Origin of the sequence: Cobetia sp. UIB-001, assembly GCF_044789135.1 — a bacterium.
Lineage (GTDB): Bacteria > Pseudomonadota > Gammaproteobacteria > Pseudomonadales > Halomonadaceae > Cobetia > Cobetia amphilecti.
This window is the reverse complement of sequence record NZ_CP058244.1, coordinates 3,865,604-3,891,806: the sequence shown is the minus strand read 5'-3', so window position 1 is coordinate 3,891,806 and position 26,203 is coordinate 3,865,604. Positions and strand designations below refer to the sequence as shown.

23 protein-coding genes, 3 tRNA genes and 1 pseudogene are annotated in these 26,203 nt (G+C 64.6%); 10 read left to right on the top strand and 17 right to left on the bottom strand.

The features are described 5' to 3' along the window. The first annotated feature begins 26 nt into the window (after positions 1 to 26). On the top strand, positions 27 to 512 hold the full coding sequence (locus tag HA399_RS16075) for a tetratricopeptide repeat protein (RefSeq protein WP_043336560.1): 486 nt from the start codon (positions 27 to 29) through the stop codon (positions 510 to 512). A gap of 266 nt (positions 513 to 778) precedes the next feature. Further along, entirely contained in the window at positions 779 to 1,279 is a 501-nt protein-coding gene (locus HA399_RS16070; protein ID WP_043336558.1) for a hypothetical protein, read from the top strand. Positions 1,280 to 1,457: 178 nt separating this feature from the next. Here HA399_RS16070 and HA399_RS16065 read toward each other — a convergent pair whose 3' ends face one another. Continuing rightward, positions 1,458 to 2,426: an NAD(P)H-quinone oxidoreductase gene (locus HA399_RS16065; protein ID WP_404325492.1), complete on the bottom strand. Its 969-nt coding sequence runs from the start codon at positions 2,424 to 2,426 to the stop codon at positions 1,458 to 1,460. Positions 2,427 to 2,638: 212 nt separating this feature from the next. Here HA399_RS16065 and HA399_RS16060 point away from each other — a divergent pair, with 212 nt between their 5' ends. Beyond that, positions 2,639 to 4,420, top strand: a complete 1,782-nt coding sequence (locus HA399_RS16060) for a GNAT family N-acyltransferase (protein ID WP_404325491.1) — start codon at positions 2,639 to 2,641, stop codon at positions 4,418 to 4,420. Positions 4,421 to 4,528: 108 nt separating this feature from the next. Here the strand turns inward: HA399_RS16060 and HA399_RS16055 are convergent, their stop codons facing one another. Continuing rightward, positions 4,529 to 5,071 (bottom strand): TIGR00730 family Rossman fold protein, encoded by a 543-nt coding sequence (locus HA399_RS16055; protein WP_043336551.1) that lies wholly within the window; start codon positions 5,069 to 5,071, stop codon positions 4,529 to 4,531. A 316-nt stretch (positions 5,072 to 5,387) separates the two neighbouring features. On the opposite strand from HA399_RS16055, the gene HA399_RS16050 reads away from it, so the two are divergent. Further along, positions 5,388 to 6,728 (top strand): sodium-dependent transporter, encoded by a 1,341-nt coding sequence (locus HA399_RS16050; protein WP_043336549.1) that lies wholly within the window; start codon positions 5,388 to 5,390, stop codon positions 6,726 to 6,728. Between the two features lie 97 nt (positions 6,729 to 6,825). Here the strand turns inward: HA399_RS16050 and HA399_RS16045 are convergent, their stop codons facing one another. The 9 genes and pseudogenes from HA399_RS16045 to HA399_RS16005 all read right to left on the bottom strand — a co-directional run bounded on the left by HA399_RS16045 (position 6,826) and on the right by HA399_RS16005 (position 13,884). Beyond that, positions 6,826 to 7,353: a DUF501 domain-containing protein gene (locus tag HA399_RS16045; RefSeq protein ID WP_043336547.1), complete on the bottom strand. Its 528-nt coding sequence runs from the start codon at positions 7,351 to 7,353 to the stop codon at positions 6,826 to 6,828. After that, entirely contained in the window at positions 7,331 to 7,660 is a 330-nt protein-coding gene (locus HA399_RS16040; RefSeq protein WP_043336543.1) for a hypothetical protein, read from the bottom strand. Before HA399_RS16040 ends, HA399_RS16045 begins: the two co-directional genes overlap by 23 nt. 78 nt (positions 7,661 to 7,738) lie before the next feature. Beyond that, positions 7,739 to 8,218, bottom strand: a complete 480-nt coding sequence (locus tag HA399_RS16035; RefSeq protein ID WP_404325489.1) for an aminoacyl-tRNA deacylase — start codon at positions 8,216 to 8,218, stop codon at positions 7,739 to 7,741. Between the two features lie 95 nt (positions 8,219 to 8,313). Beyond that, positions 8,314 to 8,703 (bottom strand): annotated as a pseudogene (locus tag HA399_RS16030) (acyl-CoA thioesterase); the annotation flags it as partial. A gap of 47 nt (positions 8,704 to 8,750) precedes the next feature. Further along, the gene (locus HA399_RS16025; RefSeq protein ID WP_404325488.1) at positions 8,751 to 9,572 is read right to left on the bottom strand and encodes a hypothetical protein; all 822 of its coding nucleotides are present in this window, start codon (positions 9,570 to 9,572) and stop codon (positions 8,751 to 8,753) included. After that, the gene (locus HA399_RS16020; protein WP_404325487.1) at positions 9,569 to 10,591 is read right to left on the bottom strand and encodes a zinc-binding dehydrogenase; all 1,023 of its coding nucleotides are present in this window, start codon (positions 10,589 to 10,591) and stop codon (positions 9,569 to 9,571) included. Before HA399_RS16020 ends, HA399_RS16025 begins: the two co-directional genes overlap by 4 nt. A gap of 216 nt (positions 10,592 to 10,807) precedes the next feature. After that, on the bottom strand, positions 10,808 to 12,349 hold the full coding sequence (locus HA399_RS16015) for an alanine/glycine:cation symporter family protein (protein WP_404325486.1): 1,542 nt from the start codon (positions 12,347 to 12,349) through the stop codon (positions 10,808 to 10,810). Between the two features lie 80 nt (positions 12,350 to 12,429). Beyond that, positions 12,430 to 12,867, bottom strand: coding sequence for a universal stress protein (locus HA399_RS16010; protein ID WP_043336528.1), 438 nt, complete (start codon positions 12,865 to 12,867; stop codon positions 12,430 to 12,432). Between the two features lie 591 nt (positions 12,868 to 13,458). Beyond that, positions 13,459 to 13,884, bottom strand: a complete 426-nt coding sequence (locus tag HA399_RS16005) for a hypothetical protein (protein ID WP_404325485.1) — start codon at positions 13,882 to 13,884, stop codon at positions 13,459 to 13,461. 120 nt (positions 13,885 to 14,004) lie between these two features. Between HA399_RS16005 and HA399_RS16000 the strand changes: the two genes are divergently transcribed. Beyond that, positions 14,005 to 15,159 (top strand): MalY/PatB family protein, encoded by a 1,155-nt coding sequence (locus HA399_RS16000; protein WP_153636641.1) that lies wholly within the window; start codon positions 14,005 to 14,007, stop codon positions 15,157 to 15,159. A gap of 625 nt (positions 15,160 to 15,784) precedes the next feature. Here the strand turns inward: HA399_RS16000 and HA399_RS15995 are convergent. From HA399_RS15995 to HA399_RS15975, 5 genes are all read right to left on the bottom strand, one after another. Continuing rightward, a complete protein-coding gene (locus HA399_RS15995; protein WP_404325484.1) occupies positions 15,785 to 16,750 on the bottom strand; it encodes a tetratricopeptide repeat protein in 966 nt (321 codons plus the stop codon). A gap of 134 nt (positions 16,751 to 16,884) precedes the next feature. Then, positions 16,885 to 17,364 carry an EVE domain-containing protein gene (locus tag HA399_RS15990; RefSeq protein WP_192839481.1) on the bottom strand — a complete coding sequence of 160 codons (480 nt, stop codon included), beginning with the start codon at positions 17,362 to 17,364 and terminating at the stop codon, positions 16,885 to 16,887. Positions 17,365 to 17,533: 169 nt separating this feature from the next. Then, a tRNA-Met gene (locus HA399_RS15985) sits at positions 17,534 to 17,610 on the bottom strand. Positions 17,611 to 17,653: 43 nt separating this feature from the next. Continuing rightward, a tRNA-Met gene (locus HA399_RS15980) sits at positions 17,654 to 17,730 on the bottom strand. Positions 17,731 to 17,783: 53 nt separating this feature from the next. Continuing rightward, positions 17,784 to 17,860 (bottom strand) — tRNA-Met (locus tag HA399_RS15975). A gap of 370 nt (positions 17,861 to 18,230) precedes the next feature. Here HA399_RS15975 and phbB point away from each other — a divergent pair. Then, positions 18,231 to 18,977: an acetoacetyl-CoA reductase gene (gene phbB / locus HA399_RS15970; protein WP_043336510.1), complete on the top strand. Its 747-nt coding sequence runs from the start codon at positions 18,231 to 18,233 to the stop codon at positions 18,975 to 18,977. A gap of 158 nt (positions 18,978 to 19,135) precedes the next feature. Here the strand turns inward: phbB and HA399_RS15965 are convergent, their stop codons facing one another. Further along, positions 19,136 to 21,979 carry a DUF349 domain-containing protein gene (locus HA399_RS15965; RefSeq protein ID WP_404325483.1) on the bottom strand — a complete coding sequence of 948 codons (2,844 nt, stop codon included), beginning with the start codon at positions 21,977 to 21,979 and terminating at the stop codon, positions 19,136 to 19,138. Positions 21,980 to 22,503: 524 nt separating this feature from the next. Here HA399_RS15965 and minC point away from each other — a divergent pair. The 4 genes from minC to sbcB all read left to right on the top strand — a co-directional run bounded on the left by minC (position 22,504) and on the right by sbcB (position 26,062). Further along, entirely contained in the window at positions 22,504 to 23,262 is a 759-nt protein-coding gene (gene minC / locus HA399_RS15960) for a septum site-determining protein MinC (RefSeq protein ID WP_107335876.1), read from the top strand. 82 nt (positions 23,263 to 23,344) lie between these two features. Continuing rightward, positions 23,345 to 24,163 (top strand): septum site-determining protein MinD, encoded by an 819-nt coding sequence (gene minD / locus HA399_RS15955; protein ID WP_054557277.1) that lies wholly within the window; start codon positions 23,345 to 23,347, stop codon positions 24,161 to 24,163. Beyond that, entirely contained in the window at positions 24,160 to 24,420 is a 261-nt protein-coding gene (minE, locus tag HA399_RS15950) for a cell division topological specificity factor MinE (protein ID WP_043336475.1), read from the top strand. The genes minD and minE overlap by 4 nt, the downstream gene beginning before the upstream one ends. A 166-nt stretch (positions 24,421 to 24,586) precedes the next feature. Further along, positions 24,587 to 26,062 carry an exodeoxyribonuclease I gene (sbcB, locus tag HA399_RS15945; protein ID WP_404325482.1) on the top strand — a complete coding sequence of 492 codons (1,476 nt, stop codon included), beginning with the start codon at positions 24,587 to 24,589 and terminating at the stop codon, positions 26,060 to 26,062. The last annotated feature ends 141 nt before the right edge of the window (positions 26,063 to 26,203 follow it).

The window sequence follows — 26,203 nt, the reverse complement described above, 5'->3', positions numbered from 1 at the left end:
CTTATTCTGTATCAAGGTTACTCGTCATGCCGCAGGCCCCAACCCTGATGACTGGACTGAAATACCGCCTGGCGGAGCGTCTGTTCCACGCCTCCTGGCTGTCCGGCTCTCAGCAGAAGCATCGTCTGACCATGCGTCTGTTCAATCACTGCGCCAATGCCGGTCACACCGGTGCGTTGTCATTGTACGGGCACATGCTGTTCCAGCGCGGCAACTCCGCTCAGGAAAAGGCCAAGGGCGCGCGTTTCGTCATCAAGGCCGCGCAGGCCGGCGACGTGCATGCCCAGTATCAGGCGGCGCGTATCTATGAGTATGGCTGTGCCCAGTATCAGAGCGATCCGGCCAAGGCCGTGACCTGGTACGCGCGTGCCGCCGAGTGCCGCCATGCTCTCGCGGCCCAGCGCCTGGCGCGTGCCTATCGTGAAGGCTCCCTCGGTCTGGCGGTCTGCCCGCACAAGGCCGAGCAGTGGGAAGCCCACGCCCGCACGGGTGGTGAGGCAGACCTGCACTGAGCTGATGTACTGATCGGATGTACCAGCTGATGTGCTGCCCTCGCTGCCACTGACAACGCCCTCTTCGTGAGGGCGTTGTCGTCTCTGGCCCTCCCGCGCGCGTCTCTTGAACGTGATGCCAGCGTGATGGAGCAGATCGACCTGATGCCTGCGTTGACAGCGTCGCGCTCAGGACTCGCCAAGCAGGGGGCAATTCCCGTAACCTGAGGACATTCAACCTCTTCTCGCCCGGGCCCTGTCTGCCTGAGATACCTTGGGAGATTCGTGTGACGCTGCCTATTCTGCTCGATATTGAAGCCTCCGGCTTTGGCCGTGGTAGCTATCCGATCGAGATCGGGCTGGCGCGTGCCGACGGCAGCAGTTGCGCCTTCCTGATACAGCCTCTTGATGAGTGGGTGCATTGGGACCCGAAGGCGGAGCTGTTGCACGGCATCTCACGGGCGCGGCTGGCACGCGAAGGGCGGCCAGTGCGTGAGGTGGCGCAGTGGGTCAATGATGAGCTGGGTGAGGCGGGAATCGCCTATAGCGACAGCTGGGGCTACGACAATACCTGGCTCTCGCTGCTGTTCTATCATGCCGGCATGCTGCCGCGCTTTCGTCTCGAGGCGCTCAGACGGCTGCTCGATGAGGAGCAGCTGAATTGCTGGGCAGAGCTCAAGGAAGCGGTGATCGCCGAGGGTGGCATCCAGCGCCATCGCGCCGGAGACGACGCCCGTCTGCTGCAACTCACTTGGCAGAAAGCCCAGTCGATCGGGCGCAGCGAGTAAGCCTCTGCCAGGTGTCTCGGGGTCTACGGCGGGCGGAGCGACACTGCTGTCAGGCCGGGTGTTATGTTGTCAGGCGGAGCAGCGAGCACGAGATAGCGCCAATAAAGCCAAAAAAGCGGCAGCCCAGTGGGCTGCCGCTTTTTTCATGCTGCTGATGTCATCAGCGCCATGACGAGGCTCAGGCGCCCGTCACCGCCAGCAACACCTTGCCGGTGCTGGCGTTGTCCTGCACATAGGCATGCGCGGCATCGGCTTCCTGGATCGGCCAGCTCTTGTCGATATGCGGGCGCAGCTCACCCCGTGCCAGGCGTGGCCACACATGCACGTAGAGCGCATCCAGCACCATGCCCTTGCCATCGGGGGAGCGCGAACGCAGGGTCGAACCGATCAGGCGCTGACGCTTCATCAGCATGCGACCCAGATCCAGCTCATCCATGCGCCCGCCCATCAGGCCGATCAATACCATGCGGCCATCCTGTTTCAGCACCTGCTGATTGTCGGCCAGATAGCCGCCGCCCACCGGGTCGAGAATCATGTCGGCGCCGCCCCAGTCGTTCACGGCCTCGACGAAGCTGCCATCGTGGCGATTCCAGCCGGCATCCGCACCGAGGCGCAGGCAGGTCTCCAGCTTCTCCTGGCTGCCGACGGTCACGAAGCACGGATGCCCGAACAGCCCGCACAGCTGGATGGCGGTGGTACCGATGCCGCTGGCACCGGCGTGCAGCAGCACGCGCTCCTTGTGCTTGAGGTTGCCCTCGATGAACAGGTTCAGCCAGGTAGTGGCGAACATCTCCGGCAGGGCGGCGGCGTCTCGCAGGCTATAGCCCTCCGGCACCGGCAACACCTGCAGGGCGTTGACGACCACCTCCTCGGCATAGCCGCCACCGGACAGCAGCGCACAGACCGGATCACCGACCTTGAAGCGCTCGACGTGGCGGCCGACCTCGCGAATGGTGCCACTGACCTCCAGTCCCAGGATCTGACTGGCACCTTCGGGTGGCGGATATTGGCCGGCACGCTGCATCAGGTCGGCGCGGTTGACGCCGGCCCAGGCCACCTCGATACGCACCTCGTCCGAGGCGATCCCGTGCGGGGCCTCGGTTTCCTGCCAGACCAGTGATTCATTCTCGACGGCTATCGCAAACATTCGCTCTCTCCTTGGCGTGGCAGTCGCGCTGCCTGTTCGTACGCGGATGATCTCCGTGCCGGGGCGCATCGGCCGCGGATCACGTGGGCGACTGTCATCTCACTGTACGGGGACTGTGACGCATCTGTCATGAAGTGGCGCGAACCTGACGTGATATCAAGCCCCATGATCCAGACATCGCGTTCCGCACTCCGTGCGGCCAAGGAGAGAGCATGATCGATACTGCCCGCGTCATCGCTGCCAAGTATCCTGCCTTTGCCAAACGTCACCCGCTGATCCGGCGGCCAGCTCTGGCCATGCTGCGGCGCCTGGTGCACGAGGGCGAGATCAATGCCTTCCTCGGCGAGAACTCGGACCAGCGCGGCTTCGACTTCATTGACCGCGTGCTCGATCACTTCTCCTTCGGCTACTCGGTGTCCTCGCGGGAGCGCGAGAACATTCCGGCCTACGGGCGTGTCGTCATCGTCGCCAACCATCCACTGGGGTCACTGGATGGCCTCGCACTGCTCAAGCTGGTCGGCGAAGTGCGCCGCGACGTCAAGATCGTCGCCAATGACATCTTGATGAAGGTCGAGCCGCTGGCCCCCTTGCTGCTGCCGCTGGACAACCTCAGTCGCCGTGGCTATCGCAAGAGCAGTGGTCAGATCTGCGATGCGCTGATGAATGAAGAGGCCGTGATCATCTTCCCGGCCGGCGAGGTCTCGCGTGCAGGCCCGACCGGGCCACGCGATGGCAAGTGGCTGTCGGGCTTCCTGCATTTCGCGCGCAAGACCAATGCGCCGGTGCTGCCTATCCATGTCAGCGGGCGCAACTCGACGCTCTTCTATGCGCTGTCATCGATCAACCGCAGCTTCGGCACGCCCCTGCTGGCCCATGAGATGTTTCGCCAGCGCGAACGGCAGCTCAAGCTGCGCATCGGCGAGCTGATCCCGCTGGAGCGCCTCGACAGTGATGCCCTCAATACCAACGCCAAGACGCGCCTGCTGCGCAAGCACCTGTATCGCATCGGGCGCGGCAAGCGTGGCCTGTTCGTGACCGAGAAGGCCATCGGCCATCCCGAGGAGCGCCAGGCGCTGCGTGAGGAACTGACGCCCTGTGAACTGCTGGGCGAGACCCGCGACGGCAAGAAGATCTATCTGTTCGATGCCTTCCCCGGTTCCAGCGTGATGCGCGAGATCGGGCGACTGCGCGAGATCAGTTTCCGGCGGGTCGGCGAGGGCACCGGTGAGCGGCGCGATATCGATCGCTATGACGCCCACTACCGGCATCTGGTGCTGTGGGATGACGCCGATCTCGAGATCGCCGGTGCCTATCGCATCGGTGAGGTACGCAAGATCATGGCGGCACATGGCGAGAAGGGGCTCTACAGCCCGACCCTGTTCCGCTTCACGCCGGAGATGTTCGAGCGCATGCAGGACGGTCTGGAGCTGGGGCGCAGCTTCGTGCAGCCGCGTTACTGGGGGCGGCGCAGCCTCGATTACCTGTGGCAGGGGCTGGGCGCCTATCTGCGCTGTCATCCCGAGATTCGCTGGCTGTTCGGCCCGGTCACGCTCTCCAACAGCTATCCGGAGGCCGCCAGGGCACTGATCGTCAGCTACTACCGTCACTATTACGGGGATGATGAGGGGCTGGCGCGCGCACGGGCGCCGGTCGCCCAGAGCGTGCCGGGCAGCGCCGCCCATGAAGCGGAGCGGCTGTTCGATGGTCAGGACGCCGATGGCGATTTCCGCCGCCTGCGTGCCCAGCTGGATGCGATGGGCGTGACGGTGCCGACGCTCTACAAGCAGTACGCCGAGGTCACCGAGCCCGGTGGCACCCGCTTCCTCGATTTCAGTGTCGACGCCGATTTCGGTTACTGCATCGACGGCCTGGTGATGGTCGATGTCGAGCAGGTCACCGCCAGCAAACGGGCGCGCTATATCGGCAACCCCGTTCAGCAGCAGGCCGCCTCGGAGGGTGCCGTTGAGGCTGTTGGCGAGACGGCGCTGAACTGAGGTGGCGCGCTCGCATCGTCACTCCCCATGGCGCTGGCGTCATGCGCTTGATGGGGAGTGACGCGACAGCCTGTCAGGTCTCAGGTCTCAGGTCTTACGTCTCAGGCCTTACGTCTCGGGCGCCAGACGCTTCAGCAGGGGCGCGATCTCGCGCTCGCTGATCAGTCGCGCGCGAGTGTCTGCATCGAGGAAACCCGCCTCGACGGTGCGGTCCAGAAACTCGAGCAGGGGCGCGAAGAAGCCGTCACTGTCGAGGACGGCGATCGGCTTGGCGTGAAAGCGAAGATACTGCCAGGTCCAGGTCTCGAACAACTCCTCCAGGGTGCCAATCCCGCCGGGCAGGGTCACGAAGGCATCCGCCAGCGCGGCCATCTGCGCCTTGCGCTCATGCATGTCCGCCACCTCGATCAAGCGCGTCAGACCGGTATGCGCCTTCTCGTTGCGCACCAGTGCCTGGGGGATCACGCCGATCACCTCACCGCCTGCTGCCAGCGCGGCATCTGCCAACGCCCCCATCAGCCCGGCGCGCGCGCCTCCGTAGACCAGTCCCCAGCCGCGCTCGGCGATGGCCGTGCCCAGGGCTTCGGCCAGTTGGCGGTGCTGTGGGGAGACGCCCTCGCGGGAGCCCAGATAGACACAGATGCGATGCATGTTGCTCTCCTGAATGTTTCTCGGCGGCGCTCACTGCTGGCTGCCGTGCCTTGATGTCATGTCCTTCCTATCCTACGCGAGTTGTGCGGCGACGCTATGACGCCGGTGAGGAACTCGGCATTGCCCCTGGCCAACGCGGGTACGTGCTGACTTTCGGCGTTGTCGCCTGCATTCGCGGGCCTGCTCTGCTACCCTTGCCGCCCCCGCAGGCGACGGCTGGCGGGCGCTGGCGCCCCGTGAGCTTGCACCGGGATGCACCCCAACTCATCGCGACGTCGTCTTCGACGGACGCGGAACAACAAGGCAGGAGAGGCAGATGGCGCAGGTGCGCGGACGCTTTGCCAGTCGGCTGGGCTTCTTGATGGCCGCCGCTGGTTCGGCAGTAGGACTTGGCAACGTATGGGGCTTCCCGTCCCAGACGGCCAACAACGGAGGCGGGGCCTTCGTGGTGATGTATCTGGTGCTGGCCTTCCTGCTGGCATGGCCGGCCTTGATGGCTGAGCTGGTCATCGGCCGTCATGGTCAGGCCAACATCGTCACCAGCATGAGTCTCGGTCGAGGCATCACCAAGCGCTTCGGCGCGCTGGCGGGCTGGGCGGGCATGCTGACCGCCAGTCTGATTCTGGCCTTCTACGCCATCGTCGCGGGCTGGCTGCTGGGCTATACCGCCGCGCCGGTCAGCGAGGCGCTGGGCATGAGCTCCGCCGCCAGCTGGCTGACCACCTTCGACTTCACGCGCAATGTCTCGCTGACGGCGGTCTTCCTCGCGTTGACGATGGCGATCGTGGTCGGTGGTGTGCGCGGCGGGATCGAGAAGTGGTCCACGCGTCTGATGCCGCTGTTGCTGATGCTGCTGGTCGGGTTGATCGGCTACGTGCTGACCCTGCCGGGCGCCGATGAAGGCCTGAGTGTCTATCTGACGCCGCAGTGGGACCGTATCTTCGATGCCGACCTGATGCTGAGCGCGATGGGCCAGGCGTTCTTCTCGCTGTCTCTCGGCGTGGGCGCGATGCTGATCTACGGCTCCTATCTGGGGCCGGAGCAGAATCTGCCGCGTCTGGGCGTACTGGTGACGCTGATCGATGTCGGCATCGCCTTCCTCGCCGGCCTGCTGGTGATTCCGGCCATGTACGCCGCGCGTCATCTGGGCGTCGAGATCTTCGATGCCGATGGCCTGCTCAAGAGCTCGGACACCCTGCTGTTCGACACGCTGCCGGCGCTGTTCGGCCAGATGGGCGGCGCAGGTGACATCCTGATGGTGGCGTTCTTCGCGCTGATGAGCGTGGCGGGCATCACCTCTTCCATCTCGATGCTGGAAGTGCCGGTGTCCTTCGTGGTCGAACGTGGCTGGCTGGGTCGGCGTGCCGCCACCCTGGCCGTCGGTGCCGCCATCATGGCCATCAGCCTGACCATCGCCGCCAACTTCGGGGCACTGTTCGGCCTGGTGATCATGTTGACCACCCAGTACAGCCAGCCGCTGGTCGCGCTGGTGATGTGCCTGCTGGTCGGCTGGGCGATGTCGCGCCATGCGCTGCTCAAGGAGATCCAGAGCGGGGCGCCGGACATCGAGTCCAGCCTGTTCTGGAAGATCTGGCCGTGGTACGTGCGCCTGATCTGCCCGCTGTGCATCGCGCTGGTCTTCGCGCACTCGCTGTAGGCCTGACGCTCGTCACGACACAAGAAGCCCGCCAATTGGCGGGCTTCTTCGTCTTCTGCCTTCAAGCCGACGGCATCGGGTCGATCGTCGCCAGGGCTCAGGGCAGCTCGGACAGCACGTCGTAATGGGCATCGACCCAGTGACCGATGGCGTTGCCCTCGGCGTAGGCGAGATGCTGGGCGTACTGGGTGTGCAGGCAGCGCACCTGATTCCAGTCACGGATGCCGCCGACGCCACGTTCACGCATCAGGTCGGCGAAGCCCTGGGACTCGATGGCGCTGCGCTCGGCCTCGCTCATGAAGCTCCAGCGTTCGGCGACATAGGCCTCATGGCTGGCACGGTAGCGCGCCAGCAGTTCCTCGTCGGTCTTGAGGCGTTCTTCCAGCCCCTTGATGACGCCTTCGGCCTCGATGCGTGACAGCGAGATCTTGAGGCGTTCATCGCACAGCCAGTAGAGGGTCGGGAAGGGCTTGCCGTCCACCAGCGAATGCATGCGCAGCACCAGCGGAGTGCCCTCGCCATCGGTGGCGGCCACGGCCTGGATGCCGCGCGGCTTGCGCCCGAGCTGGCGCTCGATGATCTCGAGCTCCCGCGCGTCGGGACTATGATTGGTCAGGATCACCATGCTTGCGGTCAGGCTCCAGCACACACTTGTTGGACCGGGATACGGCCCGGAAGAAAGCCTGGTTGAGCTGCTGGGGGCTCGGCACATAGCCATGCCACTCGCGCTCGCAGTAGTCACTGCCGCGCGCCATCAGCTCCGGGGCCAGACGATTGAACCAGCCATCATAATCGTAGGGGTCAAGGCCCGGCAAGCTGATGTGCGGGTAGTCGGCGAAGCGCTCACTGAACCAGTGCTCCAGCGCCGCCTCGACCTGCGCATGCAGCTCGGTCATGTCCGGGTAGATCCACTTGCTGTAGCGAATGCCCATCGGGCCTCCTCGCTGACGCGGTGCTGTGGCGGGTGCTCGTCATGGAGAGTCCATCATGCAGTGCCTGGCCCGTGGTCATCAGTCGTCACGGGCCAGCGGGGCGAACTGGCCATTGCCCAGCTCACACAGTAACGCGGGGGCGAGCGCTATCTCCAGTCCGCGGCGGCCGCCGCTGATGAAGATTTCCGCCTGTGTCGCGGCGCTGTCATCGACCCACAGTGGCAGGCGCTTCTTCTGACCCAGCGGACTGATGCCGCCGACCACATAGCCGGTGGCACGCTCGGCGGCCTCATGCGCGGCCAGCGCCGCCTTGCGTGCCCCGCAGGCGCGTGCCAGTGCCTTGAGGTCGAGCGTACCGCTGACCGGCACCACGGCGACCACCAGCGGCTGCCGTGCATTGCCGCCTTCCAGCTGGCAGACGAGGGTCTTGAAGACCTGGGTGGGCTCAAGCCCCAGCGTGCGGGCGGCCTCTTCCCCATAGGCGGGGGCGCGCGGGTCGTGGGCGTACTCGAGTGTGCGGTGCGGCTTGCCCTTGAGCAGCTTGAGCGCGGGTGTCATGCCGGCACGCTCCCCTCGGAGGCTGCGCTGTGCGTCCCGAGTGCCCAGGCGGCCTCGCGCAGGGCGGGGACATCCAGTTCGGCGCTGTCGGTGTGCTCGTGCACATGGCTGACCAGGGTCGCGCGCAGCTCGCCCTCGATGGGCAGCGACTGCTTGGCATGATGATCGAACTGCACCAGCACGCAGTGGCCGCGCGCGCCGCAGACGCCGCTTTGCCACGCTTCCTGGGTCACGGTGAAGGAGCTGCCGCCGAGACGCGACAGCCAGGTGCGAATCTCCACCGGCTGGCCATATTGCAGCTCGGCGAGGAAGTCGACCTCGATGCGCGCCATGATCAGCGGCCACTTGCGCGGGTCGAGGTCCGGCACGAAGACGCGGAACAGGTCATTGCGCGCCCACTCGAACCAGGCCGGCAGGCGCGTGTTGTTGACGTGCCCGAGGGCATCGGTGTCGTAGAAGGCCGGTTCCAGCGTCTTGAAGTACATGTCATCGCTCCTGGGCATCCATGCGGCATTTCAGCCTATCAGGAAGCTCAGGCGCTGGCTGTACGTCGTGAGGCTAGTCGACGTTGCAACGGCGTGAACACGCCCAGCCACGCCGTCGCCACGATGAAACCGAGCAGGGTGCCCAGGCCGACCCCCATGCCGGGGTAGCTGAGCGAGACCACCAGCGCATAGCACAGCAGCGAGCCAAGGCCGGCCGGGTAGTGCTTGATGACGGTCGCGACGGCCACTGGTCCCTGGGTGAGATGCAGAATCACCAGCAGCGGGTACATGGTGACCGGGAAGGCCGCCACCAGGCCTGCCCACGCGGGTGGCAGCAGATGGGCCAGCGCGGTGATGCCGAACACGATGCCGGCGGCCAGTCCGGCGCGCGCCAGCAGCGAGACCCAGGAGAAGGGCGACTTGCGCGCCGTGCTCTCCGGTACGCCGCGATAGAGGCGCATGCACAGCACGATGGCGATCAGCGTCACGATCACGCCGCTGACGCGCGTGAACTCGAACTGCGCCAGCACCAGATTGGCGAGCAGCCAACCCAGCAGGCCGCCCAGGGTGCCGTTGATGACGCCGCGCAGTCCTTGTGCACGCCCGCATAGCCAGTAGCCGACCCCCAGCGCCAGCGTCGAGGAGAAGCCGGCCAGAGTGTAGACGGCGCTCTGGCCGGCGAACTCGGGGGAGATCTCCACACCGATGAAGCCCAGCGTGATGGCCGTGCCGAGCGGGTAGCCGGACAGCAGACCGGCCATGCGTGTCGAGAGACGCTCCGCGATCAATGAGAGCCCGATCACCACCGCCACCGAGATCAGCAGCTTGAGCAGTTGCAGGCCCAGCTCACCCTGAAGCGCTGCGCTCATTGGGCGGCGTCCCAGAACTGACGACGCACCAGCGAGATCTTGCCCACTGCCTTGCCGGAGGCCTGATGACGATGGGCCTCGGCGACCTCGCTGAAGTCGAACTGACGCTCATCGAGGCGCACCTTGAATTCGCCTTCCTCGACCAGCTCCACCAGCTTTCCCAGTGCCTGGCGCTGCTGCTCATGCCCGATTCCAGCGGTCAGCGGCAGCAGGATCGACAGCACTTCCAGACTGCGGCTGCCGGCGTGCAGCGGCGAGAGATCCACTGTGGTGCGCGCATTGATGGTCACGATGCGTCCGCCCAGCTTGCTGGCCGCGAAGCTGGCGGCCAGGTTGTCGCCACCGACGCAATCGAAGACCAGATCGAAGCCCTCGCCACCCGTCAGCCGGGCCACGTAATCGGCCACAGCTTCCTCGCGGTAGCGAATGACGTGGTCCGCGCCGCAGTCACGTGTCGCCTGGGCCTTGTCATCGCTGGACACCGTGGTGGCGACTTCCGCGCCGATACAGCGGGCGATCTGCAATGCCACATGGCCGACGCCACCGGCGCCGCCGTGGATCAGCACGCGTTGTCCCGCTTCCAGCCGGCCACGCTCCACCAGTGCCTGCCAGGCGGTGATGAACACTGCCGGCAACGCGGCGGCTTCCATGAAGCTCAGGCGGCGCGGCTTGCGGGTGATCAGGCGCTCATCGGCGAGCATGTAATCCGCCAGCGCGCCCGGATGAGCGGCGACACCGCCGGCAAAGCCGAGCACCTCGTCGCCGGGCGAGAAGGCCAGCACGTCATCACCGACGGCATCGATCACACCGGCCACGTCGCCGTGCAGCACGCAGGGCGCTGGCGGCAGGAGAGGCACCTGGCCGCTGGCCAGCTTGAGATCCAGTGGATTGACGCTGGAGGCAGCGACACGAATGCGCACCTGGCCGGGGCCGGGAGTGGGTAGCGGGCATTCGGTCGCCACGAAGTCGGCATCCGGGCCGGGATTGCGCAGCACCATGGCATGCATGGAAGCGAGCATGAGACGTCCTCGTTGATACGGGTTCCGGCCAGTGTGGCCAGTGAGCGCCACACCCTACCCATTGCGCTGCGTTGCGGCAATCCGACTTGGGTGGTTTCAGCCATCCAATGCACGGAATTGCATGATCGACAACGAAAAAGCCCCTGCCGATGGGCAGGGGCCTTGGGTCATGCGGTGGCTGACGGCTGTGTCAGGCCCGCCTGGGCGTGATGGGGATCACGCGTTCTGGCGCTTGGCCTCCTTGTCGACCGGTGCAATCTCGCCGGACTTCAGCTTGGCCATGTACTGGGCCAGCTCACGCTTCACGACCGGCATCAGGTAGTAGAGGCCGATGATGTTGGCGATGGACATGGCGAAGATCATGGCGTCGGAGAAGTCGATGACCGGGCCGAGACTCATGGAGGAACCGATGACCACGAAGGCGAGGAATATCAGCTTGTAGACGATCTCGGAGCCCTTGCTCTCGCCGAACAGGTAGGTCCAGGCCTTCAGGCCATAGTAGGACCAGGACAGCATGGTGGAGAAGGCGAACATCAGCACCGCCAGGGCCAGCACATACGGGAACCACGGGAAGGCGGTCTCGAAGGCGTAGGAGGTCAGCTGGACGCCGCCGAGGCCTTCGACCTGGTAGGCGCCGGTGATGACGATGACCAGCGCGGTCATGGTGCAGATGACGACGGTATCGATGAACGGTTCGAGCAGGGCGACGATCCCTTCGGTCGCCGGCTGGGAAGTCTTGACGGCAGAGTGGGCGATGGCCGCGGAGCCGATACCGGCTTCATTGGAGAAGGCAGCACGCTTGAAGCCCTGGATCAGCACGCCGACGATACCGCCGCCGACCGCGACCGGTGCGAAGGCACCTTCGATGATGGCGCCGAAGGCGGCCGGAATCGCACTGAAGTTGAAGCCGAGAATGATGAGTGCCGCGATCACGTAGATGACAGCCATCATCGGCACCAGCTTTTCGGTGACACGTGCGATGGACTTGATGCCGCCGATGATGACCATGCCGACGATGGCGGCCATCACGAGACCGAACAGCCAGCCGTAGCCGACCAGGAAGCTGGCATCACCGCCGGTGACGTTGACGGCCTGCTGATAGGACTGGTTGGCCTGGAACATGTTGCCGCCGCCGATGGAGCCGCCGATGGCACAGATGGCGAAGAAGATCGCCAGAATCTTGCCCAGACCCGCCTTGCCATTTTCCGCGAAGCCCTTGGACAGGTAGTACATCGGGCCGCCGGAGATGGAGCCATCCGCGTTGACGTTGCGGTACTTCACGCCAAGCGTACATTCACAGAACTTGGAGGCCATGCCGAGCAGACCGGCCAGAATCATCCAGAAGGTGGCGCCCGGGCCGCCCAGCGAGACGGCGACCGCGACGCCGGCGATGTTGCCAAGGCCGACCGTGCCGGACAGCGCCGTGGCCAATGCCTGGAAGTGGGATACCTCGCCTTCATCCTTCGGGTCGGTGTAGTCGCCCTTGACCAGGCGGATGGCATGGCCGAACAGGCGGAACTGCACGAAGCCGAAATAGAACGTGAAGATGACGGCCGCGATGATCAGCCAGCCGACGATCAGCGGGAACTGGGTGCCGGCCACCGGCACGGAATAGAAGATGGTCGAGACGATCGGATTGACGATCGGTCCGACGATGTCACTGATGGCCTGGTCCATGCCTTCGGCACGGGCAGAGCTTGCGGCCATGAGGGCTGCCATGGCGGCAGCCCAGGGGGCCAGGGAGCGGAATCGACTCATGAGAGGTAACCTCGAAAAGCGAATTGTCGTTATTGTCTGGTGCGAATCTCTGCAGGCGGCGGGTGCGGGAGGCGCCTGTCTCAGGGAACGATGGTGACGGGCACCGAGGCCTCTTGAATCAGATGGGCGGTCACGCTGCCGAAGATGCGTGAGCGCACGCTTTCCCCCTTGCGGCCGACGATGATCTGCTCGGCATTCACTTCACGCGCCAGCAGGCTGAGGATCTCGGCGGCATCGCCGTGGCGGACACGCCCCTCGACCTGATAGCCCTCCTTTTCCAGCTCGCTGATGGCAGGCGCCAGCACACGCTCGCGGGCCAGCTTGATCTCGTTCTCACGGCGGCTGGCACGCTGGGCGTTCTCCTCCGGCGTGTTGAAGCTGTAGGGCGACCATTCGACCACGTAGCAGAGAATGATCCTGGTTTCCGCGCCCACCAGAGAGGCGACGCGCTTGGCATAGGCAATGGCACTGTCGCCGCCCGGGGTTCCATCCAGTCCGACAATCAGGGAGGTGGTCATGGAGCTTCTCCTGAAGCTTGCTGGTCGTCGTGTCGCGCCAGCGGATTCTTGTTGAATTACCGTTTCGTTGCGGTTGAAAGAACTTTACTCCTCGCTCACACAAGAAATCCCTTCGGGTGTAACGCTTCACAAAACGATGATTAAACGAAATGGCGTCAGTTACGCGTTGACGAGTCTCAGGTTTCCGCTACGCCATTAGCCGGTGGTGACGATATTCGCTGAGAAAACTGCTACCCATGGCTGTCAGCAATGCCGAGAGCGGGACGAGCTGTCCTTTAGGGCGTCAGCAGGGTCACCATCAGAATCGCTGGCAGGGGGAGCGGGAGTGAAGAGGATGTGTCCAGGGAGTGACGCAGGGGCAAGGAATAAGAGCTGCAAGGAGAAGGAGCGGCAAGGAGAGTGCGGACAGGAACGGGCGGGAGCGGACAAGAGAATAGAGCGGGCAAGAGAGGGTAAGCAGGGGAGGGAAAGCAGAGGTGAGGGAGGTGAGAGAGGAGAGGAGAGGGGGTGAGGAAGGAGAGCAGAGCAGAGCAGAGAAAAACGCAGCGCTGCTCACCAACAGCGCTGCGGGTGCTCGACAATCGAGCGCGGCTAGAGCAGCCGCTGATGCGTCAGGTCTTGCCAGGCGGCTTCGATGGGCCAGGCCAGCGGCTGACGCAGGTGTTCCGGCAGTGCCATCAGGGCGGCTGTGGGACTGTCGTGTTCGCGCATGCGCAACCAGCAATAGGCCCAGGCGCAGGCGTCATCCGGGCCCTGCGGCACCGGGCGTGCCGGCATCTGCATCAACAGGAACAGCGCTGCCTTGGGGGCCCACAGCGGCGCACCGCCCTCGGCGGCCCACTGCTCCAGCGTCTCGCCATCGGGATTGCTGGCGGGCTGGCCAAGACTTGCGACGCGCGCGGTATCGGCCAGCAGCACGGCGAGACGCTCGCTGTCGCCGCGGCCATGGGTCAGCCAGGCACGCAACAGACCGGGCAGCCCGCGCTGGGCCTGTGGGTAAAAGGTGTCTTCAGACATGCACAAAGCCTTATGCTGTAGTTGGTCCACAGGTATTCTTCTCGCCGCCCTCGGGCGGCGTGAGTCGAGAGCACTGCTCGCGTTGCCTGCCAAATTTGCCCGCCACAGGGAGACTCCATCTTGCCATTCGATTTCATCACCCCGCTCGATCGACGCCAGTATCCTTCCCAGAAGTGGGATCGCTACGCCTCGGACGTCATGCCCCTCTGGATCGCCGACATGGACTTCAGCGCCCCGCCCGCCGTGACGCGAGCGCTGGCCGAGCGAGTGGCGCACCCGGTCTACGGCTATGCCAAGCCGTCGGAGGGCCTCGATGACAGCCTGTGTGACTGGAGTCGCGAGCATTATGGCTGGGAGGTGCCGCGTGACGCCATCGTCTGGCTGCCGGGCGTGGTGCCGGCCTTGCACCTGGCCAGTCTGGCATTGACCTCACCCGGCGCGGGTGTGGTCACGACGACCCCGATCTACCCGCCATTCCTCAAGGTGGCCCAGAAGACCGGGCGACTGGCGCAGATGGCACCGCTGGCAGAGCCCGAGACGCAAGGCGGCCCCTGGCGTCTGGATCTGGAGGCCCTGGAAGCGGCCATCACGCCCGAGACCGAGCTGCTGCTATGGTGCCACCCGCACAATCCTACCGGCCGCGTCTGGCGCGAGGAAGAGCTCGAGGCGCTGGCGGAGCTGGTCGAGCGTCACGATCTGCTGGTGGTCTCCGATGAGCTGCATGCTGATCTGGTGGTGGACCCGACGGCCCGCCATATTCCGCTGGCCAGCCTGAACGAGCGACTGGCGGCGCGCTGCGTGACCCTGTGGGCGCCCTCCAAGACCTTCAACACCGCCGGGCTGACATTCGCCTGCGCGGTGATCACCGATCCCAAGCTGCGTGCACGCTTCACCGGCGCCGCCAATGGCTTGATGCCCGATACCAATGTGCTGGGCATGGCCGCGACCGAAGCGGCGTGGCGCGAGGGTGAGCCGTGGCGTCAGGAGTTGCTGAGCGTGTTGCGTGACAACCTCGATCTGCTGGAAAGCCATGTGGCACGCTGGGACGGCGTCAGCATGTCGCGCCCGCAGGCCACCTATCTGGCCTGGCTGGATATGCGCAAGGCAGGGCTCGGGGAGTCTCCGCAGCAGACCCTGCTCGAGGAATGCGATGTCGCGCTGTCGGATGGCGCAGACTTCGGCTGGCCGGGCTTCGTGCGCTTGAACTACGGCACCACGCGCGTGCAGCTGGAGAAGGCGCTGCAGCAGATGGATGAGCGCCTGCAGAAAGGCTGAGGTTGGCGAAGGGATCGCGGGGTCGAGCGAAGCGGCCGGGAAGGGGAGTCGACAGCACCGGAGTTGATCTGGGTCAGTCTGCGGCGTTTCGTTGGCAGCTATCGCTCATTGCAAACTTGAATTGAGAATCATTATCGTCAACTCTGAGGCCAGGCCGCTCATCGGGAGGGGCTTGTCATCAGGAGATGCGACGATGAGACATGAGGTGGCAGAGACGCCGCGACAGGGGCGGCCAGCAAGCAGGGATGCAGGCGTGACGGCCTGTCGTGAATGGTGTTGTCAGGGCGGGAGCCTGCGGCTGGCGCGTTCATCGCCGCCATCTTCCCGCTGCCGTGCTCCCGCGGCGTCATCTGCCACCCCGTCTGCGCCAGACGCCGTGATGTCTGCGGGCCAGGAACTAGAGGTGGACTTTCCGCCCAGCGTGCGTGAATCGCGTGCTCGCCCCTCGCTTCTCAAGGGCTGGAGCCGTCGTTAGCCCTTGAATCGGCGCGACGGCTGGCCCTCAATGACAAGGCCCCGCTTCCTTTACCGGAGGCGGGGCCTTGTCGTCTGCGTGGCGTGTTCAGCTTATCAGTACGGTCAGCAGTACGATCAGCGCATCAGCACGATCAGCGCTCCAGCAAGATCAGTACATCAGAGCGAACAGTTGGCGACGGAAGCGCACCGTCAGCTCATGGGTCGCACCGAGGGCGTCGAAGACACGCAGCAGCGTCTTGCGTGCCAGATCATCGCCGTACTGGCGATCGGTCTTCACCAGGCTGATCAGGGCATCCAGCGCCAGCTCGTAATGGCCATCCGCCAGGTCACGCATGGCGCGCTGGTAGCGGGCTTCGCTGTCGTCCCGCTCGATCATCGCCTGCACCTCTTCGGGAGAGGGAGCCTCGGCGATGAAGTCGATGCGCGCACGTACGCCACGCGCCTGGGCACCATCACGGTCTTCCGGCTTGAGGGAGTCCAGCAGCTGACGGGCCTCTTCACCATTGCCTTCGGCGACCAGCACCGAGGCGAGGTGGATGCGGTATTCCGGCGTCTCGGGGGATTCCTGCGACAGCTGCTGATACAGCGCCTTGGCGGTAACGAGGTCGCCGCTTTCCAGTGCAGTGGCCGCCTGCTCCGCGAGGCTGGGACCTGCCCCTGCTGCCGGCTGGACCTTGTGCTGCTCGAGGAACTGGCGAATCTCGGCTTCCGGACGTGCGCCGGTGAAGTTGCCTGCCAGACCGCCCTGGATGACCAGCTTGACGTCCGGCACCGAGCGCACGCCCAGCTGAGCGGCGATGTCCTGCTGTTCCTCGGCGTTCAGCTTGGCCAGGATGAAGCCGCCCGCATATTCACGTGCCAGCTTCTCGAGGATCGGTGTCAGGACGAGGCAGTGCTCGCTCTGCGGCGACCAGCAATCCAGCAGTACCGGCACTTGCTGTGAGGCTTCCAGCACCTGCTGAAGATTGCTCATGTCCACATCGATGATGTAGGTGTTGGCGTCTTCTGCCTGGCGCGGTGCACTGGCGGCACCGCCGCCGACCACCCCTTGTGGCTGGGCGGCGGTGGTGTCATTGCCGGTCAGTGGCTGGCCGGTATTGGGATCGATGATCATGGTGCATGCCCCGAAATTCTGTCTGCGATTCAAGGCTCGCGCGCGAGCCGGTTGGCCTGATGATGCGGCCCGTCGCAGTGGAGTTCAAGGCGCTGCCGGACACTTCCTCGCGCGAGCGTCCCGGGCGCGTCGGTTCACGGCAGCAGGGTGTCGCCGGCCAGGCTGGCGATGCAGGCGGCTTCGCTCTCGCTGAGCGGCATCACGGACAGGCGTGCGCGGCGCACCAGGTGGCTGTCCGCCAGCTCGGGCCGGGCCTTCAGGCGCGCGATGGGCAGGGTGGTGCGCAGCGGGCGAAGGTAGCTCAGACGCGGGGCGACCCAGCGCGGAGGCTTGTCGGCATCGATGTCCGCCACCTGACGTGGGTCGAAGCCCTTGTGCTCGGGGTCACTGGCCGTCGGGTCGGGCAGGGCGAGTTCGCTGACGACGGCCAGTCCGACCACCGCAGGCACCTTGCAGCTGGAGTGCTGGATGAGCACGACATCACCGAGCTGCATCTCGCGCAGGAAGTTGCGCGCCTGATAGTTGCGCACGCCATCCCAGAGCGCCGGTGATTCGCGGCGCAGGTCATCCAGCGAGAAGGCATCGGGTTCGGTCTTGACCAGCCAGTGGCGCATGCAGGCACTCCCTTGGGACTGACGTGATGAGTGTGAAGGGCCAAGTGTGAAGAGGCCTGGTGTGGATAGGGGTAGCCAGGCCCGTGAACCGGCTTCCTCGCCATCATCGCACAGGAATTTCACGCATACGAAAAAGGCCTGATGCATGGCATCAGGCCTTTCGAATTCTTGGTAGCGGGGACCGGATTTGAACCGATGACCTTCGGGTTATGAGCCCGACGAGCTACCAGACTGCTCCACCCCGCAACACTGGGTACTGCCTTTGCTCCAACTCTGACGCATCAGAGGTTGGTAGCGGGAACCGGATTTGAACCGATGACCTTCGGGTTATGAGCCCGACGAGCTACCAGACTGCTCCATCCCGCAACATTACGTTGGTGTCTGACCGGCAATTACCTTGATAGGCAACGACTTGTCAGTGGTAGCGGGGACCGGATTTGAACCGATGACCTTCGGGTTATGAGCCCGACGAGCTACCAGACTGCTCCACCCCGCATCAACGTGGGGCGTAGTATAAGGATATACAGTGCTGCGTCAACCGTTATCCCGTAATTGACGCAAACTTCTTGTGTCCGGTGAGTCGTCACCAACCCGTCTGCGTACCTTGAGCGATTATCGGCATCTTGTGTGAGAGATCTGCTACATACATTCCCGCTGCATCCTGTCCATACTGAGGGTGACGCGCCTCGCGCAGGCGGATGGCAGGCGTCACAGAGTGCACGATTGTCATCAGGCTGTTAGAGACGCGGGTCATTGTTGTTGTTGCAGGCATTCTCGTTTTCTCAGGGCGGGGGTGTCCGCAGATTCGCCAAGCTGTGCCCAAGCCAAGGACACAGGACGTTCCAGGATTAGGGAGACACAATAAGATGACACAAACAGCACCCGTCGCATGGGTTACCGGTGGTACCGGTGGCATTGGTTCCGCTATCTGCCGCGAGCTGGCGAACCAGGGGTATCAGGTAATTGCGGGTTACAGGAACAAGGAAAAGGCAGAGGGGTGGCTGTCGGAACAGCGCGCTGCCGGGTTCGAGAACATCGCACTGTCCGGCATCGAGCTGGACAACTTCGAAGCCTGTCAGGCAGGCGTCAATGAAATCCGCGAGCGCTTCGGCCCGATCGCGGTACTGGTCAACTGCGCCGGCATCACGCGTGATACCTCCATGCGCAAGATGAGCTATGAGCAGTGGCGCGAAGTCATCAACTGCAACCTCGACAGCGTCTTCAACACCTGCCGTGCCGTCATCAATGACATGCTGGAGCACAAGTACGGCCGCATCGTGAACATCTCCTCCATCAATGGCCGCAAGGGCCAGTTCGGCCAGGTCAACTACTCGGCCGCCAAGGCGGGCATGCATGGTCTGACCATGGCGCTGGCGCAGGAAACCGCGACCAAGGGCATTACCGTCAACACCCTGTCGCCGGGCTACATCGCCACCGACATGATCATGAAGATCCCCGAAGAGATCCGTGAATCGATCCGCGAGACCATCCCGGTCAAGCGTTATGGTCAGCCGGACGAGATCGCACGTGCGGTCGCCTTCCTGGCCGACGAGAAATCCGGCTTCATCACCGGTGCCAACCTGGATATCAATGGCGGCCAGTTCATGGGCTGATGCTCTGCGCTAGCGCGAGCCAGAGCAGGGTTGGCACCCGGCCCCCTCTGGCAAGAGAATGAAAAAGCCCCCGTCTCTATCGAGACGGGGGCTTTTCGTTGCCATGATTTCAGTCTTGCGAGCGTGTCGGTGTCGTCACCAGCTCAAGAGTACTGACTTCAGTGATTGAACAGCGCATCGAAGCGCGGCAGTTCGGTCTGCCAGGCGTCCCAGTCCAGCGGACCGTTGGCGAGCAGCGCATCCAGCACCTCATCCAGCTCTTCTTCACGTTCCATGCGCTCACCCAGCTGCTGGTTGATGCGCGCGACCTGCACGGTCAGGCGGCGTGATTCATCTTCGCTGCCCAGCGGAGCCTCGAACAGAATGGCCAGGTGAACACGCAGCTCGGCCAGGCGCTCGTTGGCGGCGCTGCAGTTGCTCGGCAGGGCCTGACGCATCTGGTTGCGCGCCGCATTGGCCTGACGGCTGTTGTCGTCGAAGGCCGAGGTGTTCGGCAGCTCGACATCCTGCACGTCACCGTTGCGCGCGCTGGCATCCGCCACGGCGTGCTGTTCGAGCAGATCACGCCATTGTTGCCATTCCTCGCGCAGCTGCAGGGCGTGCAGTTCATCCAGACGCTGCTCGCGACGCTTGAGAATGCCGGTCCAGCGACGACGCATGCCGTCGCCCCGCTTGCCACGCGGCAGCGGGCCAAGGGTGTCGGCTTCCTTCAGGGCGTCATCGAGCAGGGCGGCGTCTTCCAGCGTCTCCGGCTCCCAGCTGTCGAGACGTTCGATCAGCGCCTGCCACTGATCCAGACGTGCCTGCTCGCGGCTGTCGCGGTCTTCGCGGTCCTGATCGCGCGCAGCGAAGATACGGTCGCACGCCGCGCGGAAGGCGGCCCACAGGCGTTGCTCTTCGCCCTTGGGCGCGCGGCCCATCTCGCGCCAGCGACTCTGCAGTGCCTTGGCCTGTTCGGCGCGGGCGCGTGCCGGCGAGTCCTCATTGGCCAGCGCCTCGACGGCATCGACCAATGCTTGCTTGGCGGCGGCGATCTGGCCCGCGCGGCTGTCGATCAGCCCCTGCAGTGCCGTCAGCGCCTCACCGAAGCGATGCGACAGCTGGCGACCGGGGCCTGCGGGCACCGGCGCGTGGCGACGCCATTCCTCACGGGCGCGATCACGGATCTGGCGCAGGGAGTCGGGGTCGGCATCGTCCATGGCGTGGCCGTTGAGTGATTCGAGCTGCTCGCAGAGCGCTTCGCGCATGGCCAGATTGTGTTCACGCAGCTGCTTGCGCGATTCGCGGTAATCCCGCAGGCGCAGCTTGATGGCGTCAGAGGCGGTGCGGAACGCCTGGCTGGCATCGCGGCTGGCGGCCGCATCACCCAGCTCGCGCCATTGCTGAATCAGCTGCTGGTGCTGGCGGTCGCGCTGCTCATCGCTGATGTCATCACGCTCGCTCAGGGTGGTGATGGCCTCGAGCAGTTGCTCGCGCTTGGGCGCCGCGACGAAGTTCTGCCAGTCACGGAGTTCCGCGACACGCGCGCCCAGCTGGCGCAGGCGGGTCTGGCGGGCATTGTCGAGCTGGCCTTCGGTGCGATCGCGCAGTGAGCGATGCAGACGGCTGGCCGGCTTGAGCTTGCCGGCATCGAGATCCGCTTCCAGGCGTGCCAGTTCGGCATCCAGTGCGTCCAGATCCAGGCTCGCCTTGCCGTCGGCCGCGCGGGGGGCGTCAGCTGACTCGGCGTCTTGTGCTTGGCTTCCATCGAGCGCGTCCTGCTCCTGCGCTGCCTCTGCCGGCTCTTCCGGCTGCGCCGCGCTGATCGCCTGTCGCACCGCACTCAGGCTGGCGGTCTGCGGCAGACCCGCAGGCCAGGCCACTTCGCTTTCCAGACGACGCAACTGGTCGATGTCATTGTCGACCAGCGCGGCATCCAGCTCGCCCTGGCACAGCTGATGGCGATGCCAGGCATCGAGGGCGTCCTGCAGCTGCTGTTGCAGGCGCTGCTGACGTTCGAGCAGTTCGGCCGGGGCCGAGAACTGGTCGGTCAACTCGCGCCAGCGCTCTCCCTGCAGACGGCGCTGGGCCTGCAGGCTGGCGAAGTCGTGGTCATTGACGCAGTCGCGGCTGTAGAGGTCTTCCCGCGCCTGATCCACGGCGCTGAGAATCTCTTCCAGGTGCGTGTTGAGGTTGGCGCTCAGGCGCTCATGGGCGCGAATGGCTTCTTCGCGGGCCTCATGGTCGCTGATGACCTTGTGCGCCTGCTGGCGCGCCTCTTCGAAGCGCTGTTGAATCTCGTAGTCCGCGGCCGGCAGACGCTCCCATTCGCGCAGCAGCGAGCGGTAACGCGAGGGCACGCTATCTTCCCACGCCTGACGCGGCAGCTTCTCCATCTGGCGCAGCAGATTGTCGCGGCTGGCGGCCAGCGCGTCGGCCTGCTGAGCATCGGCACGGCGCTGGGCGAGGGTGTCGCGCGCCTGACGCTGCACGTGGCGGTCACGCTTGGCATCGCGCACCAGGCGCTCGAGGCCGGCCTGGCTGGTGATGCGGGCGGCAGCGGCATGGCGCACGGCGGCGATGGTGTTGTGGCAGGCCTGATGGATCAGCGCCTCTTCATCTTCCAGTCGGCTCAGTGCGGTCAGACGCAGTTGCTGGTTGTCGCCGCGGGACGCCACGGCGGACAGCAGTTCGCTATCGTCCAGGCGCTCGACCAGCTGTTCACGGCTCAACAGTGAGGGCGCATCCTGGCCGCCGCTCAACAGTTCGATCAGGCGCTCGCGTACCAGGCCATCGGCGCGGTCGAGCAGCGGCAGCAGACGCTCGGGAGATTGCATGCGCGTCAGGGCGGCATGGCGCACTTCCAGGGCGTCATCTTCGAGAATCAGGGTCTCCAGGATCTTGCGCTGGTCTGGAATCTCCGGATCAAGCTGGTCAGTGGCAGCGGAGCGAATGGCAGGGTTGGCGTGTTGCCAGCGAGGAGTGAACAGGCGGCCAGTGAGGCGGGAGAGCAGTCCGGTCATGAGAGAGCGGTTATCCAGGCAAAAAATAGAGGGGCGCAACAATTGGCCGCACACTCGGCGGGTGCAATCGGGTGGGCACGACGGAGTGGCGGAGTGACGGCGCATGAATTTCGTCACCCCGCTATCTTACCAGTCACAGCCCCCCGTTGTGTGGTATCGCATGTCGATCGATGTGCCTTATTGCACGCGCGCGGCGGCGTGCAGGGCGACCGGCGGCGGGTGACAGGTCGGCAAGGGAGCCACGTCGTAGGCTCGCGACACCTGACAGTGCCTGCTGCTGGCCGTATCATCAGTTGCAGCACTGTGTTCGCTCACATAGTTTTGTACGTTACCGCTATGCCATTCAGTGTCTGTCATTCATGCTCGGCGCCTATCAAGCAGTCGCTGTGCCGTGTGCGACGGCGAGCTATGTTATTCAGGTGGCCTTTCCAATCGAGGGTCGCCTTGAGGATGCCGTGAACAGCACGTGCATCATCAAGAGTGTCGGAGGGCTTCGACACTCCTTACGCAACCGGAGTCAGGTCATGAGTCTCAGTACGGACAGGGCCCCTCAGGCCTTCACCTTCAAGGGCGGCATGCTGCCGATGACGGTCATGGAGCTGGTCAGCGGTGATCCGGAGCAGATCCGTGCTCAGCTGGCCAGCAAGCTCAGCCAGTCGCCGGCCTTCTTTCAACATACGCCGGTGGTGCTGAGCGTCGAGAAGCTCGACGAGCCGCATCTGGCGCTGGAGCGCATCTGTGCCGTCTGCCGTGGCCACAAGCTGCTGCCGGTCGCGGTGCGTGGCGGTGGAGACCCGGTGCGTCAGTCCGCCTGGGCGTTGGGGCTGGGGTGGTTCCCGCCGCAGGAGAATCGCGGGCGCTCCCTCGAGTCCGTGCCGCCGGTGGCCGCTGAGCCGGTCGCTGAGCCTGCCGAGACGGTCGCGGACAGCGCGGCCGAGAAAGCGGAGCCAGCCCACGCCAGCAAGGTGTATCGCGGCACGGTGCGCTCGGGCCAGCAGGTCAGCGCACCGGAGGGCGACCTGGTCATCATCGGTGCGGTGAATGCCGGCGCCGAGATCCTGGCCGCCGGCAGTGTGCATATCTATGGCGCTCTGCGTGGCCGCGCGCTGGCGGGTATCCATGGCGATCGCAACGCCAGCATCTACTGCAAGGAACTGCACGCCGAGCTGCTCTCGGTGGCCGGAACCTACAAGCGGCTCGATGACATCGACAATCGCCTGCTGGGTGCCAATGTCGAAGTCGTGCTTGAACACGACCAACTCTGTATCGCACGACTCGGCTGACTCCAGCACTGTGTTCTGAACGATATCCAATATTTACAGGTGATCCTCGCTCGGCGAGGGACTCTCAGCAAGGAAGATACCTTTGGCCAAGATTATCGTAGTGACGTCAGGCAAGGGCGGAGTCGGCAAGACGACCAGCGCCGCCGCCATTGCCACCGGACTGGCTTTGCGCGGCAACAAGACCGTAGTGATCGATTTCGATGTGGGCCTGCGTAACCTGGACCTGATCATGGGCTGCGAACGCCGTGTGGTCTATGACCTGGTCAACGTCATCCAGGGCGAAGCCAATCTCAAGCAGGCCCTGATCCGCGACAAGCGCATCGACAACCTGCACATCCTTCCGGCCTCCCAGACCCGTGACAAGGACGCGCTGACGCTGGAAGGCGTCGAGAAGGTGCTTGACGCGCTGCGCGAGGAGTTCGATTACGTCATCTGTGACTCGCCGGCCGGTATCGAGCGCGGTGCCCAGCTGGCGATGTACTTCGCTGACGAGGCCGTGGTGGTGACCAACCCGGAAGTCAGCTCGGTACGTGACTCCGACCGCATCATCGGCCTGCTGTCTTCCAAGACGCGTCGCGCCGAGAATGGCGACACCCCGGTGCGTGAACACCTGCTGATCACCCGTTACCATCCGGCGCGCGTCACCGGCGGTGACATGCTCAACCTGACCGATATCCAGGAAATCCTGTCGATCCCGCTGATCGGCCTGATTCCGGAATCCGACGCCGTGCTGCGCGCGTCCAACCAGGGTGTGCCGGTCACGCATGACCAGAAGAGCGATGCCGGCCAGGCGTACGTGGATTGCGTGTCCCGCCTGTTGGGCGAGGAAGTGCAGCTGCGTTTCCATGAAGTCGAGAAGCGCGGTCTGCTGGCCAGAATGTTTGGAGGGGGGCGCAAGTGAAATTACTGGATTTTCTGAAGCGAGAGCGCAAGAAGACCGCCAATGTCGCCAAGGAGCGGCTGCAGATCATCGTCGCGCACCAGCGTAGCCAGCGTGACCAGCCGGATTACATGCCGATGCTGGAGCGTGAGCTGCTCGAGGTGATTCGCAAGTATGTGCAGGTCGACCAGGATGCCATCAACATCTCGCTGGACCGCGAAGACGACTGCTCGGTGCTGGAACTCAACGTCACTCTGCCGCGTCCCGGCGAGGCCTGAGTTCGCGGGGCGCCGGGTGCTTGCCACCTGAGGCGTTGCCGAGCGGGCACCGCCTGCGACGTCCCGAGCCAGCCCATGCCCATTGCCTGCCAGAGCACCGTGCCAGCCTTGCTGGAGACGGTGCTCTGGCACGTTCATTTTTCGACCGCCCGCGTGGAGACATCCTGTGGCAGAGCCCACCTTCCTGTGGCACGACTACGAGACCTTCGGCGCCGACCCGCGCCGTGACCGTCCTTCGCAGTTCGCGGCCATCCGTACCGATGCTGACTTCAATGAGATCGGCGAGCCGCTGACCCTCTATTGCAAGCCGGCCGATGACTTCCTGCCCCAGCCGATGGCGTGTCTGATCACCGGCATCACCCCGCAGCAGGCCGAGCGTCGCGGCATTCCCGAGGCCGAGTTCGCCGGGCGCATCAATGACGAGATGAGCGTGCCGGGGACCTGCACGCTGGGCTACAACAGCCTGCGCTTCGATGATGAAGTCAGCCGTCATCTGTTCTACCGCAACTTCCTCGACCCCTACGGGCGTGAGTGGCAGAACGGCAATTCACGCTGGGACCTGATCGATGTCGTGCGCGCCTTCCATGCCCTGCGCCCGGAAGGTATCGAATGGCCCAAACGAGAAGATGGTGCGCCCAGCTTCCGTCTGGAGCATCTGACGGCGGCCAATGGCATCGAGCACGCCGGCGCGCACGATGCGCTGGTGGATGTGCGCGCCACCATCGCGCTGGCACGCCTGCTCAAGGCGCGCAATGCGCGGCTGTTCGATTACCTGCTCAAGCTGCGCAACAAGCGCCATGTCGCCAGCCTGCTGGATATCGGCGCACGCAAGCCGATGCTGCACATCTCGCGTCGCTATCCGGCCTCGCGGGCCTGTGGCGCGCTGGTGGTGCCGCTGGCGGAGCATCCTTCGAATGCCAATGGCGTGATCGTCTATGACCTCTCGGTAGACCCGGCACCGTTGATGGAGCTGTCACCGGAGGAGATACGTGCCCGTGTCTTCGCCAGTGCCGATGACCTCGCGGAAGGCGAGGAGCGGATTCCGCTCAAGGTCATCCATCTCAACAAGAGTCCGGTGCTGCTGCCGGCCAATGCGCTCAAGGATGTGTCCGGGCCGCATGAGGGCGAGTACGGCGAGATCGCCGCGCGCTTCAAGATCGACCCCGCCCAGTGTCGCGTGCACTGGAAGTGGCTGAAGGACAACGCCGGTGTCGGCGTGAAGGTGGCGCAGGTATTCGCCGAGGCGCCGCCGGCCGGCCCGGCTGATCCGGACCTGATGCTCTATTCCGGTGGCTTCTTCTCGCCCGCGGACCGCAAGGAGATGGAGCGTGTGCGTGCCACCCATCCCGAGGCGCTGGATGATACGCCGTTCGCCTTCCAGGATGGCCGACTCGAGGAGATGCTGTTCCGCTATCGCGCGCGCAGCTACGGCTACACGCTCAACTCCGCCGAGCGCGAACGCTGGGAGCAATGGCGTTGGGAGCGCATGAACGATGAGCAGGTCGCGAGCCTGACCGTGAAGGGCTTCGTCAGCGAGATCCAGCGGCTGGCCCAGAGCGAACAGGACCCGGACCGCGTGCAGATTCTCGAAGAACTGGCGATGTACGTGGAAGGCATCATGCCGCCGCAGGCCTTCGGCTGATGACGGGCTAGCCGGCCCGCTGTGCTTGCCGGCAAGGCATGAATGAACAAGACCCCGACGCGGTTATTGAACTGCACCTCGTCGGGGTCTTGTCGTTTCAGGCGTCCGTCCGGTGAGGGTCGGTGCCTTGTTTGCCCGTCA

What these genes read in the sequence shown, in the direction of transcription:
- HA399_RS15990 (WP_192839481.1), bottom strand. Translation starts at nt 17,364, where the DNA reads ATGCGCCACTGGCTGGTCAAGACCGAACCCGATGCCTTCTCGCTGGAT.
- HA399_RS16025 (WP_404325488.1), bottom strand. Translation starts at nt 9,572, where the DNA reads ATGAGCGCAGCGCTTCAGGGTGAGCTGGGCCTGCAACTGCTCAAGCTG.
- HA399_RS16035 (WP_404325489.1), bottom strand. Translation starts at nt 8,218, where the DNA reads ATGACACCCGCGCTCAAGCTGCTCAAGGGCAAGCCGCACCGCACACTC.
- HA399_RS16075 (WP_043336560.1), top strand. Translation starts at nt 27, where the DNA reads ATGCCGCAGGCCCCAACCCTGATGACTGGACTGAAATACCGCCTGGCG.
- HA399_RS15995 (WP_404325484.1), bottom strand. Translation starts at nt 16,750, where the DNA reads ATGATCATCGATCCCAATACCGGCCAGCCACTGACCGGCAATGACACC.
- HA399_RS16020 (WP_404325487.1), bottom strand. Translation starts at nt 10,591, where the DNA reads ATGCTCGCTTCCATGCATGCCATGGTGCTGCGCAATCCCGGCCCGGAT.
- HA399_RS16050 (WP_043336549.1), top strand. Translation starts at nt 5,388, where the DNA reads ATGGCGCAGGTGCGCGGACGCTTTGCCAGTCGGCTGGGCTTCTTGATG.
- HA399_RS15965 (WP_404325483.1), bottom strand. Translation starts at nt 21,979, where the DNA reads ATGACCGGACTGCTCTCCCGCCTCACTGGCCGCCTGTTCACTCCTCGC.
- HA399_RS16005 (WP_404325485.1), bottom strand. Translation starts at nt 13,884, where the DNA reads ATGTCTGAAGACACCTTTTACCCACAGGCCCAGCGCGGGCTGCCCGGT.
- HA399_RS16015 (WP_404325486.1), bottom strand. Translation starts at nt 12,349, where the DNA reads ATGAGTCGATTCCGCTCCCTGGCCCCCTGGGCTGCCGCCATGGCAGCC.
- HA399_RS16010 (WP_043336528.1), bottom strand. Translation starts at nt 12,867, where the DNA reads ATGACCACCTCCCTGATTGTCGGACTGGATGGAACCCCGGGCGGCGAC.
- HA399_RS16040 (WP_043336543.1), bottom strand. Translation starts at nt 7,660, where the DNA reads ATGGGCATTCGCTACAGCAAGTGGATCTACCCGGACATGACCGAGCTG.
- minC (WP_107335876.1), top strand. Translation starts at nt 22,504, where the DNA reads ATGAGTCTCAGTACGGACAGGGCCCCTCAGGCCTTCACCTTCAAGGGC.
- HA399_RS16055 (WP_043336551.1), bottom strand. Translation starts at nt 5,071, where the DNA reads ATGCATCGCATCTGTGTCTATCTGGGCTCCCGCGAGGGCGTCTCCCCA.
- phbB (WP_043336510.1), top strand. Translation starts at nt 18,231, where the DNA reads ATGACACAAACAGCACCCGTCGCATGGGTTACCGGTGGTACCGGTGGC.
- HA399_RS16060 (WP_404325491.1), top strand. Translation starts at nt 2,639, where the DNA reads ATGATCGATACTGCCCGCGTCATCGCTGCCAAGTATCCTGCCTTTGCC.
- HA399_RS16045 (WP_043336547.1), bottom strand. Translation starts at nt 7,353, where the DNA reads ATGGTGATCCTGACCAATCATAGTCCCGACGCGCGGGAGCTCGAGATC.
- HA399_RS16065 (WP_404325492.1), bottom strand. Translation starts at nt 2,426, where the DNA reads ATGTTTGCGATAGCCGTCGAGAATGAATCACTGGTCTGGCAGGAAACC.